Origin of the sequence: Telluribacter sp. (assembly GCF_035998675.1) — a bacterium.
Classification (GTDB): domain Bacteria; phylum Bacteroidota; class Bacteroidia; order Cytophagales; family Spirosomataceae; genus Telluribacter.
This window is the reverse complement of record NZ_DASYHI010000005.1, coordinates 19,117-31,246: the sequence shown is the minus strand read 5'-3', so window position 1 is coordinate 31,246 and position 12,130 is coordinate 19,117. Positions and strand designations below refer to the sequence as shown.

The 12,130-nt window shown below is 53.7% G+C and carries 10 protein-coding genes; all 10 read right to left on the bottom strand.

What is annotated here, in order from left to right:
* Positions 1-88: 88 nt before the first annotated feature.
* Positions 89-1,030: a sugar ABC transporter substrate-binding protein gene (locus VGN67_RS01405; RefSeq protein WP_327484969.1), complete on the bottom strand. Its 942-nt coding sequence runs from the start codon at positions 1,028-1,030 to the stop codon at positions 89-91.
* Positions 1,031-1,237: 207 nt separating this feature from the next.
* A complete protein-coding gene (locus VGN67_RS01400) occupies positions 1,238-2,419 on the bottom strand; it encodes a sensor histidine kinase (RefSeq protein ID WP_327484968.1) in 1,182 nt (393 codons plus the stop codon).
* Between the two features lie 239 nt (positions 2,420-2,658).
* Positions 2,659-3,642: an ABC transporter permease gene (locus VGN67_RS01395; protein ID WP_327484967.1), complete on the bottom strand. Its 984-nt coding sequence runs from the start codon at positions 3,640-3,642 to the stop codon at positions 2,659-2,661.
* Positions 3,639-5,177 (bottom strand): sugar ABC transporter ATP-binding protein, encoded by a 1,539-nt coding sequence (locus VGN67_RS01390; protein WP_327484966.1) that lies wholly within the window; start codon positions 5,175-5,177, stop codon positions 3,639-3,641. The genes VGN67_RS01395 and VGN67_RS01390 overlap by 4 nt, the downstream gene beginning before the upstream one ends.
* 254 nt (positions 5,178-5,431) lie before the next feature.
* On the bottom strand, positions 5,432-6,595 hold the full coding sequence (locus tag VGN67_RS01385) for a Gfo/Idh/MocA family oxidoreductase (protein ID WP_327484965.1): 1,164 nt from the start codon (positions 6,593-6,595) through the stop codon (positions 5,432-5,434).
* 83 nt (positions 6,596-6,678) lie between these two features.
* On the bottom strand, positions 6,679-7,734 hold the full coding sequence (locus tag VGN67_RS01380) for a sugar phosphate isomerase/epimerase family protein (protein ID WP_327484964.1): 1,056 nt from the start codon (positions 7,732-7,734) through the stop codon (positions 6,679-6,681).
* 162 nt (positions 7,735-7,896) lie between these two features.
* On the bottom strand, positions 7,897-9,120 hold the full coding sequence (locus tag VGN67_RS01375) for a hypothetical protein (RefSeq protein ID WP_327484963.1): 1,224 nt from the start codon (positions 9,118-9,120) through the stop codon (positions 7,897-7,899).
* A gap of 137 nt (positions 9,121-9,257) precedes the next feature.
* Complete coding sequence (locus tag VGN67_RS01370; RefSeq protein ID WP_327484962.1) at positions 9,258-10,337, bottom strand: aldose 1-epimerase family protein; 1,080 nt, start codon at positions 10,335-10,337, stop codon at positions 9,258-9,260.
* A 15-nt stretch (positions 10,338-10,352) separates the two neighbouring features.
* Entirely contained in the window at positions 10,353-11,150 is a 798-nt protein-coding gene (locus VGN67_RS01365) for an alpha/beta hydrolase (protein ID WP_327484961.1), read from the bottom strand.
* 134 nt (positions 11,151-11,284) lie between these two features.
* Positions 11,285-12,112, bottom strand: a complete 828-nt coding sequence (locus tag VGN67_RS01360) for a sugar phosphate isomerase/epimerase family protein (RefSeq protein WP_327484960.1) — start codon at positions 12,110-12,112, stop codon at positions 11,285-11,287.
* Positions 12,113-12,130 lie beyond the last annotated feature (18 nt).

Genomic DNA, 12,130 nt, shown 5'->3' with positions numbered 1-12,130 from the left:
CGGAGGTTGCAAACTGGCGGTAGCGGAGCAGTTAGAAGCTGACCCGTGCCATGGTTTGAAACCGTGGCACGGGTTAGCTTCCAACCGGCTACTTCATATACTGGCCCACATTCTCCTTCGTCACCAATTGAAAAGGTACCAGTACCTGTTGGTCATAAGGTTGACCTTTTACGATTTTAATGGCCGTTTCGATGGCCTGGGAACCCTGTTGCTCGGCATTTTGAAAAACGGTGGCGTCGAGGGTACCTTTCTTCACGGCCTGCAGCGCATCCGGAATGGCATCAATACTGACTACTACTACCTTGTCCTTCATACCGGCGTCGCCGAGGGCCTTTACGGCTCCCATACCCATCTCGTCATTATGGGCAAACACGGCGTTGATTTGTCCGCCGTACGACTGAATCCAGTTTTCGGTGAGCGACATGGCCTTGGCGCGGTCCCATTCGCCGGTCTGGTGGGCAATGAGTTTCAGACCGGGGTACTTGCTGAGTACTTCGCGCGCGCCCTGCTCCCGCTGAATTTGGGCGGCCTGGCCCATGTACCCGTGAATCATGATAACATTGCCTTTACCACCCAGCCGTTGAGCAATGTACTCCATGGCTATCCGGCCCGACTCCACGTCGTCGGAGCCGATGAAGGCGGTAGGTGTGGCGCTGGTGGCGGAGTTGACGTTGATGATAGGTACCTTGGCGGCCAAAGCTTTGGCAACCGCCGGTGAACTGGCCTCTACCTCGCAGGGATTCATGATGATGGCGTCCACGCCCTGGGCAATGAAGCTTTCGACCTGTTCGATCTGCTTCAGCGCCGAGCGCTCGGCGTCGACCGTGATCAGTTCCACGCCCATTTCTTCCGCCTTCTTTTCTATTTCATCGGCCACGTTCACGATAAATTCATTCTGCATACTCAGCATGGATACGCCTACTACAACTTTGTCTTGTCCGCCCGTGTCGCCGGATTGGTTGCAGCCTGCTATGGCAAGGCCCAGGAACAGAATGCTAATCTGAAGAAGAATAGAAGGGGTACTTTTCATGGTACGAGATACGGGTTAATTTAGATAAAAAAGGCAAAATGGCACCTATTCCCGACCAGGTAGCCGGTATACAAGCCAAAGATAAAGTTTTATACGATTTACCCCTGTTTTCGCAAAGGAGTTGACTGGGGCAGCCGGGAGTATTTTTTACAAATCAGAGAGCATAATGGATTTTAAAAACCGGGGTATCAGGAAGCGGGAGTACTGCTACACCTGCGGCAATATAATCCGGAAAGTAGCCCCTTTGCCCACACTTGATTCAGCAAAGATTTCTCCTTCGTGGTTTTGCACCACTTTTTTGCATAGAGCCAGCCCAATGCCCGTTCCCGGAAACTTTTCTGCTGAATGGAGCCGCTGAAAAATAGCGAAGATTTTTTCTGAAAACTGAGGCTCAAAGCCAATACCATTATCCGCCACTTTTATTTCCACGTATCTTTTCCCTGGATCAAACGTGTATGAAACATTCCGATTCGGGCTTTGAACTATGTCTGCTGAAATATGGACCTTCGGAGAAATACTTTCTTTGCTGTATTTGAGGGCGTTGCTCATTAAGTTTAGAAAAAGCTGCCGCATCTGCGCCGGAATGGCCTTGATGGTGGGGAGCTTATCATTGGTTACCAGGGCCCCTTTTTCAGCGATAGATAGTTCCAGATCATTTTTCACCTCACTAAGTACTTCGTTCAGATCCACCTCCCGGAATAATTTCTCATCCCGTACCACTTTGGAAAGATCCAGAAGATTGTCCATTAAGGCTGTCATTCTCCGGGCCGCATCCTGAATTTTAGCCACCGACTTTTCCGAAGTATTGGGGCCGGAAAGGATAGATTCGCTGTAAATCAGTATTTTCCGCACTGGCTCTTTCAGGTCATGAGAAGCTGCGTAGGCAAACTGTTCCAGTTCTTTATTCGATCGTTGCAGTTCGTTAATAGCCTGCTGGAGTTCCCTGGTCCTTTGGAGTACTATCTTTTCCAGATTCTCCTCAACCTGCTTTTTCTCTTCTATGTCCACACAGGAGCCAATAAATCCCGCAAACTCGCCGGTAGCGGTGTAGCGCGGTACCCCGTGGTCCAGAATCCAGCGGTAAGTCCCATCGTACCTGCGGAGGCGGTAATCCATTTTAAATTCTTTTTGCTGATCAAAATGGCTGATGTAAATATGCAGGCAGCGATCAAAATCATCAGGATGAACGCCTTCGGCCCATCCATTTCCGTATTCCTCCTGCATACTGCGTCCGGTAAAATTCAGCCACCCCTGATTAAAGAAATAGCATAGTTTATCCGTTCCGGAAATCCATATCATCACCGGGGCCGTATCAGCCATGATGCGAAACTGTTCTTCGATGGCAATGGGTCGTGCTGCAGCATTGTCCATTTCTTCTTCTTCGCTCATGTAAAGATTTTCAATAGAAAAGTTAAGTGAAAGTTAATTGCTAATGATTTCCAAAGTTTTGTAGTACCCGGGTACTTTCTACTGCTTCCTGTGGCTTGTATACGTCAAGTGCTCCCACTTAACTTTGGGAAGGGTCCTTTTGTTGCCGCTTTGGCGTAATGGAGTTACTTTTTAATTCATCGCCTCAAAATAAATCAGCAACGCAAAGGTACTTTTTTAAATTATGTGTCAGGCAAAGTCTATAACCGTTTCCGGTTCAGGCCATCCAATACCACGGCTCCGATGATGATAGCACCCATAACTACCTGCTGGTAGTAGGAGGTGACGTTGAGCAGGTCGAGGCCGTTGCTGATGACCCCGATGAGCAGAGCGCCGATGAAGGTACCCGCCATGGTACCGCTGCCCCCCGAAGTACTGGTACCGCCTATGATAGCCGCCGCAATGGCACTGAGTTCAAACCCAACGCCGGCATTAGGCTGGCCGGTGGTAATGCGGGAAGTAAGTACGATACCGGCCACGGCGGCCAGCAGCCCGCTGATGGTGTAGACCCACATTTTGACCCGGCTTACCTGAATTCCCGACGCGCGGGCGGCCTGCTCGTTGCCCCCGATGGCGTAGATGTAGCGGCCCAGGACTGTTTTATTCAAAATCAGCGAACAGACACCAAAGGCGATTAGCAGGATAATGATTGGGAAAGGGATACCGAATAAGTGCCCGCCCCCGATGAAGTTGAACCCATCGGAGAGGTTGGAGATGGGCCGGCCCTTGCTGATGATGAGAGCCAGGCCGCGGCCGATGGTCATGGTACCCAGCGTGACGATAAAGGGAGCAACCCGGCTGCGGGTAATGACGAAGCCGTTAAGCGCCCCGAAAAGTACCCCCGCCAGTAAGCCTACCCCGATAGGTACTACAAGCGGGTAGGTATCCGGATGGGCGAAGGTAGCTGCCACTACGCCCGTTACGGCCACCATAGAGCCCAGAGACAGGTCAATGCCGCCGGTCAGGATCACAAACGTGACGCCAAAAGCCAGCAGGGCGTTGATAGATACCTGCGTGACGATAATGGTCAGATTGGCGACGGTCAGGAAGCGGGGCGTCAGCAGCGACAGCAGCACGCAGAGCAGGATAAAGGCCAGCAGCAGCCCGTACTTGCCGATACTTCGCCGCTGGACGACGGTGCGCTCCGCGGAGCGGTTGAAATAGGCAGTGACTGTATTTTTCATTCCTCGTTTAGTAGTAGGTCAGCGGGTTTAGAAAATTCCATCGCGTGCTTCATGATGGTTTCCTGGGTTATTTCTTCTTTGGAAAGCAGCGCGGTTTGTCTTCCTTTGGACACCACCAGTACGCGGTCGCACAGACCGAGTAGTTCGGGAAGCTCGGACGAAATCAGGATTACGGCCATACCCGCTTCGGTCAGCCGGGTAATGAGCTTGTAAATTTCCTGCTTGGCCCCAATGTCAATTCCCCGGGTAGGCTCGTCCAGGATAATCAGCTCCGGGTCCGTCAGCAGTACCTTACCAAGTACTACTTTCTGCTGGTTGCCGCCGCTCAGCTCAAGTACCTTCTGGTCCGGTCCGGCTACTTTTATGCGTAGCTCCCGGATCATGGCCTCCGCCGCGCTCGTTTCGCTTGGGGTACTTATAAAAAGCCCCCGGCGGTGGCGCGGCAGGCTGGAAAGCGTCAGGTTATGTACTACGGAAAGCGCGGGAATGAAACCAAAACCTTTGCGGTCTTCGCTGACGTACCCGATGCCCCGCCGGATGGCCTCGCGGGGAGAATCAATTGGGGTAAGCACTCCTTTGAAGTACACCTCGCCCGCCGTAGGCTTGTCCAGCCCCACCAGCGCCCGGGCTATTTCGGTGCGGCCCGCTCCCATCAGTCCGGCTATACCGAGTACCTCTCCCCTATGTACTTCAAAAGTAATGTTGATGAATTTCCCGCTGCGGCTCAGCCCCCGGACGGACAGCAGTACCTCGCCCGGCCGGGCGGAGGAGGCCGGAAAAAGGTCATTGATTTCCCGCCCGACCATCATCTGAATCAGCTGGTTTTTGTCCAGTTCGGCGGCGGGCCGGGTACCTATATACCGGCCGTCGCGCAGGACAGTGATGGTATCGCAAAGCTGGTATATCTCCTCCATCTTGTGGGAGATGTAGATGATCGCGACGCCCTTCTGCCGGAGGTCTTCGATGACGGTAAACAAAGCGGCTACTTCGCGGTCGGAAAGGGCGGAGGTGGGCTCATCCATGATGAGTACCTTGGCGTCGTTGGAGATGGCTTTGGCGATTTCGACCATCTGCATCTGGGCCACGCTGAGGTACTTCATGGGCGTGTCCGGGTGCAGCTCCAGACCCAGTCTTTGTAACAGTACCTCCGCTTCGGCGGACATGGTACGGTCATTGGTAAACCCCGGCAGAAAGCCGAATAAAGACCGCTTTTTCTCTTTACCCAGAAAAATATTCTGCGCAACCGTCAACTCAGGTACCACCAGCATCTCCTGGTGAATCATGGAAATCTCCTTCCGCAGCGACTGCCGGTCCATTTTCAATGGGCGGCCTTCGAAGAGTACCTCCCCGGCGTCGGCGGTTTCCAGCCCAACCAGTATCCGCATAAAGGTAGACTTGCCCGCGCCGTTTTCGCCCATCAGCGCGTGTACCTCTCCCCTCCTCAGCTGAAACTGCACCTGGTCCAGCGCCCGCACCCCGGCAAAGGACTTGGAAAGTCCCTGCACGCTGAGTAGGTAGTCCGGGCTGTGGCTCATAGACGGTGGCAGAGGAAGTTATAAATGTCTTTTTCAAAAAAGAACGGGTACCTAAATTATTCGACGCACCAGAGTCCAAAGTACCCTGAACCCTATTTTTACTGCACTGAAAACTGGTAGAACAAGTACCTAATCTCCTATTGGATAGGTACACAGGTACTTAAAAGAAGGTGGTACTAAGGCTGCAATAAATGCGGTGGCGGCCCGGTACCCTCAGGTACCCGCCACCACCGCATAAGGCAGAACAAATCAGCTTATTTTTCCGTCCAGGCTACGCCGGTATCCTTCCAGCTCTTTTCAGCGGCGGAATTCAGCACGGCCTCGCATACTTTCTGCGTTTCCAGCGCATCCTGGAACGTGGGGTGGCAAGGCTCGCCCGTTTCCAGACTCTTGAAGAAATCAGCTACCTGATGCACGAAGGAATGCTCGTAGCCGATGCTGGTACCGGGTATCCACCAGCGACCCATGTACGGCTGATCGCTGTCGGTCACCAAAATAGAACGCCAGCCGCGTACGATACCGTCGTCGTCGTGGTCGAAGTACTCCAGGCGGTTCATGTCGTGCAGATCCCAGCGGATAGACGCGTGCTCGCCGTTGATTTCAAAGGTATAAAGCGCCTTGTGACCGCGGGCGTAACGCGTAGATTCAAATAAGCCCAGCGAGCCGTTGTCGAAGTGGCAGTGGAAAATACAGGCATCGTCGATACCTACTTTCTGTACCTTACCGCTCTCCTGATGCACGCGCTCCTTAATGAAAGTCTCAGTGACCGCCGATACATCGGTAATGCCCCCGTTAATCCACATAGCGGTATCAATACAGTGCGCCAGCAGGTCACCGGTCACACCCGAACCGGCCGCATCCGAGTCCAGACGCCATAGGGCGGTACCTCCCTGCGGCAGGTCGGGACTGATGGTCCAGTCCTGCAGGAAGTTGGCGCGGTAGTGAAATATCTTGCCGAGCTTACCCGAATCCACAATTTGTTTGGCCAGCGTTACGGCGGGTACCCGGCGGTAGTTGTACCATACGGTATTTTTAACGCCGGTTCTTTCAATGGCATCCACCATGGTCTGCGCTTCGGCCAGCGTACGGGCCAACGGTTTTTCGCACAAGATCATCTTGCCCGCTTCGGCGGCGGCGATGGCGATTTCGGCGTGGGTGTCGTTGGGGGTACAAATATCGATGGCGTCAATGTCGTCGCGGGCTACCAGGGCCCGCCAGTCGGTTTCGTAGGAGGCATACCCCCACTGCTCGGCGAAGGCTTTTACCTTGTCCTCACTGCGCGAACAGGCCGCCTGCAGGACGGGGCGGTACTCGTATTCCGAAAAGAAGTCGCCCAGGCGTTTGTAGCCGTTTGTGTGTGTACGGCCCATGAGTCCGCAGCCAATCAATCCAATTCTGATTTCTTTTTTATCACTCATTGGTAAAGAAAAGTAAGGTTAAAGGAATGGATAGAAAAGGTGCTCCGGCCAGCAGCGAACTTCCGGCCGGAGGCAAATACTATTTACAAGGCTACATTCTCCCGCTCAGGCTCGTACCAGCCGTGCTTCTGACGTACCTTCACCAGCGTAGCCAGAATGTCGTTCCAGGTTTGCTGCTGCATCATCACTTCATTATCGAACATACAGCCGTCCCAGCAGATGTGCTTCAGCCGTTTGGTGAGCTCGCCGTTTTCGTCGCGCAGCCAGAAACCCGCGTCCTGTACTACATCCAGCTTCCCATTGGGGTCGGTGGCGAGGCAGTGACGGCCGGTCTTATCGTGGGAGCCGGTACCGTGGACGGTGCCGTCGTTCTGGGCTACGTGGAAATCCAGCGTCCAGGGGCGCAGGGCGTTGGTGAGCTTTTTCAGCGCGGCGGTCAGCGTTTCGCGGTCGTTCCAGTCGAAGTTTTCGGGCAGGATGCGGTCTTCCGGACGGTTATAACCCATGGTGTACAGCAGCGTGTGCGACATATCAGCCTGGAAGCCGATATTGGGGCGGTCTACTGCTTCCAGCGTGTCAATCATGGTTTTCCAGCTGTGCATTCCACCCCAGCAGATTTCACCCTCGGCAGCCAGTTTTTCGTTATAGTCGGCGGCTACGTCGCAGGCTTCGCGGAAAGTTTTGGCGATCAGTTTGGTATTATTAACCGGATCAGCGGCCCAGCTTTCAGGATTAGTAGCGGAGTCAATCCGGATTACGCCGTACGGACGGATACCCGCTTCGCGGAATATCTTGCCAAAGTTGCACGCTTTACGTACCATTTCAACAAAAGTCCGGCGGTCGTCGTCGCTGCCCAGCGTGGGGCCACCCCAGATGGGCGCCACCAGGCTGCCTACGTTAAGGCCGTAGCCGGTAATCTTGTCGGCCAGGCGCTTTATGTCATCATCTGAGCTGTCGATATCAACGTGGGGGCCCAATAAACCCAGGTCTACGCCGTCGAACTTGTTGCCCTCTACTTCCGCCTTAGCGGTCATTTCCAGCATGGTATCAAACGGTATTACCGGCTGGGAGCCTTCGCCTTTGCCCACTATGCCGGGCCAGGTAGCGTTGTGTAATTTAGGATAGTTATTTTCAGGCATGGTAGGTAGGAATTTAGGTTTTAAAATTTATTAACTTTTGGTTGTTTTACCTCACCGCGGCGGCGGACCGTCCTTAGTCCCTCTCCTTTAAGGAGAGGGAAATATCTCCCTTCTCCTATCAGGAGAAGGGCAGGGGGGCGGCCCGCCGCTGCGGTGAGGTATTTACAATTTTAAATCAGGATTAGCGGGGCCAAAGTGCTTTAGCATCACGATGGGGTCGGTGGTAGACTTGTTCACGATCTTCACTCCTGCACGGGCCGCTTTTTCGGTCACAAAAAACTCGTCATTTGTCAGTTGGCCGTAGCGAATCAGGGCGGGCGTTTCGATATCCCATACACCCATGGTACCGTGGCCCTGCATCATGATCAGGCCGTAGGCGGCGCTGTCTGTAATGGTTACAGTGGCACCGGGCGCTACGGTCAGTTCCTTGGCGCTGAACGCGTCGGAGCGGTAGCATACCCAACTTTCGGAGTAGCCTTCGGCTTCCATTTCAGCCTGGTCACGCACGGGTATCGGGCGCATAAAGCGGGTTTCCAGCAAGTTGGGATTGGTATTCAATTCCCAGTCGATTACCTCCATCAGCTGGTCGTAGTCGCCCTTACGGTCTTCGGGGGTACCATTCCAGAGTAGCTCTTCCGGAATAATGGCCTCGTTGACCAGCGACTGGTACATGGCAAAAACATCGGAGGCTTTCTGTGGCTCGTAGGTACATAAGCTACCGGGAGCGTGCAGCATACCGGGAGGTACATCCCAGCCGGTACCCGGCACGAGCGGGAAGGCCTGCGAGTACATCGTAATTTTGTTATCGCCTTTGGTGAAGTTCATCAGGCACTCCTTAATCTCCTCCTTAGTAGTACCCGGCGCTATGCCAAAAAAGGTATAGGGGAAATCGCCGCCGTGGTTGTTGAGCTGCGGGGGAAAGTAGTAGGCTTCCGGCTTGCCCAGCTGGCCTATTTTGGCTGCTTCCTCGTCGTTGTGGTGGATGTGGTGCGGCAGGGGCCCCATGTTGTCAAAAAACTTGGAGTACATAGGCCAGCTCTGGTACTCATCCCAGAGGCGGTCGCCGATAATCTCGCCCTTCAGTTCGTCGATTACATCTTTGAGCAGCATTTTTATTTCCTGCGAACCATCGTTGAACACAACCATACTCAGTCCCTCGTTTTCACCAGTCAGGGGGCCGTTTTTGGCGGGCGTAGTAGAAGAAAGCCAGCGCTCGTCGATCCCGCCCCGCACGCCGCCCAGTACGTAGTAGTCGTCGGGGTGTAGTTTTATTCTGCGACCCGGCACACAAAATGACCGGGGTACCCAGGTGGGAGCCAGGCGCAGAATACCCTTGCCCTGTTCCAGTGCTTTTGCTGCTACACTCACGTTACTCATTGTTTCCATTAAAAATAGGTTTTAGGTAGTAGGTACTTAGGCATCAGCCTATTTCAACTAATTGACTTATAAATAATTATAAAAAACAAAAAACTAAATAACAGGTAGTTGATAAAATAAACAGCTACCGCTACATTTCTACCGGTTTATGCTGAAAATTGACCCACAAATTCCTGTATTCTTTCCGTTTGCTCCAGCACTTCCAGTACGACATCGTAGCTACGGCTTTCGCCGGGTTCGAGCTGTATTAAGGTTCCCTGCTCCCGGGCTTTGGCCTGCCCGATGGGCGGATGAGTACCCGGCTCGAGGCCCGTCACATACTCGCCCCTTCCCCAGTGTTGCCAGTTGGTGAGCCAGGGGAGCTGCTCTTTCTGAAACTTTATTGTCAGCGCCAGACCCAACGTACTATTGTAGAGGCCGCACACGCACTCACCGGACTGGTTAGCTTCGGGTTCAATAAAGGCTACTTCTTCACCCGCACCCGAGTGCTCTTCCATAGGAGCCGGACATTTCCGAAAATTACCCCCTTCCCGAAAGATTCGGTGCTGGCTCGGGTCGTGGCGCGGTTGCCAGGAGCCTTTCCACAGGATATCGGTACCCTCGTCGGCCAGGGGCCAGCCCAGGTTGAAGTGGTACAGCAGCATGTGCGGAGCCGGGGCGTTACCCCGGTTTATGACCTCATCGTGGATGCGTATCTGCGGCTGTCCCAGGGTACCCGATATAGTCCGCCTCAGCTCCAAACTTGGCCCAAACACTTTGGTTTCGCGTATGATGCCGGTAATGCTCATCTCCATCCGGCCCCGGGTCGGGTCGGGCTGAATAATGGATTCCAGCTCGGCCGGAAGATTACTGATCAGGCCGTGAATGCCGCGTTCGCCGTATTCATCCGACTCGGGTCCGCCCACGTGCGATAGGCCACAGGTAACCAGCAAGCCGCCGCCGAAGGTACGTAACCAGTCAATGCCGCCATCCGAAAACGGCTGGGGTGCGGTGGTACCTACGTGGCTCAGCCAGGCCAGACTATGCTGATTGTAAAAGGCCTCATAAATATCCATGGCCCGGTCCAGCAGTACCTTATAGCGCAGGCCCGTACCGGTGTTGATCCAGGCGACGCGGGTACCCCGGCCGGAGCCGTTGTCCAGAACCGAGGTTTCTATGCCGCCCAGCTGAACCGGGTTACCTATTTTATCCTGCCAGTTTTGGGTACTTAACTCTGTATAGTTCATCAATTCTTTTTCAGATTAATGCTTTTGCAGCCAGTCCTTCACTCTGGCGTTAAAGTCTTCGGTTGCTTCAAAATGAAAAGCGTGGCCTAATTTCTCGTACAGGAATAGCTCCGCACCGGGTATGGCTTCGGCTATTTCCTGCCCCATCCAGGGCGGCGTGAAAATATCTTCCTGACCGCCAATAACCAGGGTAGGTACCTGTATAGTACCCAGCTGGTCCAGTACCTGGTGATTGATACAGGCCGCGGCCTGCCCGGCCAGGCCATGTAAGGGTTGCGGGTAAGGTGGGTCCTGTTTGCGGCCCTCTTCCAGCCCGGCGCGTTTCTCATCGTTGTCCCAGCTCTGCTTTGAGAAAATCAGGAGTTGAATATACAGGCTGAATTCTTCGGGCGTAAACCGCGCCTTACAGTCTACCATGTGTTCAAAAATGCCTTTAGCCATAGCGTCACAGCGGGCCCAGGGGCACATCAGTACCATCGAACTTACCTTATCGGGATGTCGCAGCGCCAGTTGCAGCGCGATAGCCCCTCCCATTGATACCCCCACTACACGGACTTTCGCCAGTCCCAGCTGATCCAGCAGGCCCGCGTGGTCATCGGCCATTTCGGCGGTGGTATAAGAGCCCGAAGGTTTGTCGCTCTTCCCTACTCCCCGGTTGTCGGGAAGCAGACAACGGTAGTACTTCTCCCAGTCGGACACGTGGGGCTCCCATACTGATCCGTCGGCGGTAATGCCCATGATCAGCAGGAGCGGTTCACCCGAGCCGCGTTCTTCGTAGTAAAGTTGTATTCCGTTGGTTTGTACAAATGGCATGTTTATTCTATTCTGCTGTAGGCTGTATGCTTTAAGCCTTAGGCTGTTATTTAATTTATACTCAATTTCGATGTAAACTAAGGTACTTTTTAAACCTGAAAGCTTACAGCCTATAGCTTACAGCAATCAAAAATCTACTTAAGCGCCGGAACAAGCTCATTATTGATCCAGCGGCCATCGTGCAGGGTAACGTAGTCGGGATCTTCCAGGGCTTCTTTTCCTTCGTCCTCACACACGATCCAGCCGGTATAGTTCTGGTCCTTGAGCCATTGGGTAATAGACAGCAAGTCTACTTTTCCCTGGCCCATCAGCGCAAACTCCGGCGCACCGTCCCAGTCTTTGTAGTGCATGTGATTGATCAGGGAAGCGTATTCTTTCATTTTTTCGAGCGGGTCCATTCCCCCGTTTATAATATGTCCGACGTCGGGCGTCCAGCCGGTTACAGAGGTGTCCAGGCCTTCCAGTACTACCCGGTAATCTTCTTCGGTCCGGATGATGGAGGTATGGGGGGAATTAGGGTGAAAGCTGCACGGAATACCCTGAGCCGTAGCCCGCGCCGACACTGCATTCACAATATTGACTAGATTGCGCTGGCGGTTTTCCAGGTCATGGCGACCCGTCGGGATTTGTACGGTACACAGAATAGCCCCCGGAAAGTGCCGCAGCAGCTCAATGGCCTCGTCGGCTTCGGCGCGTTCCGCTTCGGTTTCCTCCGCCCCGTTCCATTCCAGCGCCAGCGACAGGGCGGCCAGCTCCAGGCCCTGCTCTTTCAGCTTATTGGCCAGCCGTTGGGGGTCGCGCAGTTCGCCCATCCAGGAAAAAATAGGTTGAATACCCGTAAAGCCCGCCTGCGCAATGATCTCAATCATGTGGCCCAGACGGCCCTGGTGGGTTTTTCCGTTCCCGCTCATATACCAGGTATATACCTCTGAACCAAAACGAAAGGGAAGATTTGCACTCATTCTATATTTGTGGTTGAA

Excerpts from the sequence above, each read along its gene's own strand:
- VGN67_RS01370 (WP_327484962.1), bottom strand. The coding sequence starts at position 10,337 with ATGAACTATACAGAGTTAAGTACCCAAAACTGGCAGGATAAAATAGGT.
- VGN67_RS01390 (WP_327484966.1), bottom strand. The coding sequence starts at position 5,177 with ATGAGCCACAGCCCGGACTACCTACTCAGCGTGCAGGGACTTTCCAAG.
- VGN67_RS01360 (WP_327484960.1), bottom strand. The coding sequence starts at position 12,112 with ATGAGTGCAAATCTTCCCTTTCGTTTTGGTTCAGAGGTATATACCTGG.
- VGN67_RS01365 (WP_327484961.1), bottom strand. The coding sequence starts at position 11,150 with ATGCCATTTGTACAAACCAACGGAATACAACTTTACTACGAAGAACGC.
- VGN67_RS01380 (WP_327484964.1), bottom strand. The coding sequence starts at position 7,734 with ATGCCTGAAAATAACTATCCTAAATTACACAACGCTACCTGGCCCGGC.
- VGN67_RS01395 (WP_327484967.1), bottom strand. The coding sequence starts at position 3,642 with ATGAAAAATACAGTCACTGCCTATTTCAACCGCTCCGCGGAGCGCACC.
- VGN67_RS01400 (WP_327484968.1), bottom strand. The coding sequence starts at position 2,419 with ATGAGCGAAGAAGAAGAAATGGACAATGCTGCAGCACGACCCATTGCC.
- VGN67_RS01375 (WP_327484963.1), bottom strand. The coding sequence starts at position 9,120 with ATGGAAACAATGAGTAACGTGAGTGTAGCAGCAAAAGCACTGGAACAG.
- VGN67_RS01385 (WP_327484965.1), bottom strand. The coding sequence starts at position 6,595 with ATGAGTGATAAAAAAGAAATCAGAATTGGATTGATTGGCTGCGGACTC.
- VGN67_RS01405 (WP_327484969.1), bottom strand. The coding sequence starts at position 1,030 with ATGAAAAGTACCCCTTCTATTCTTCTTCAGATTAGCATTCTGTTCCTG.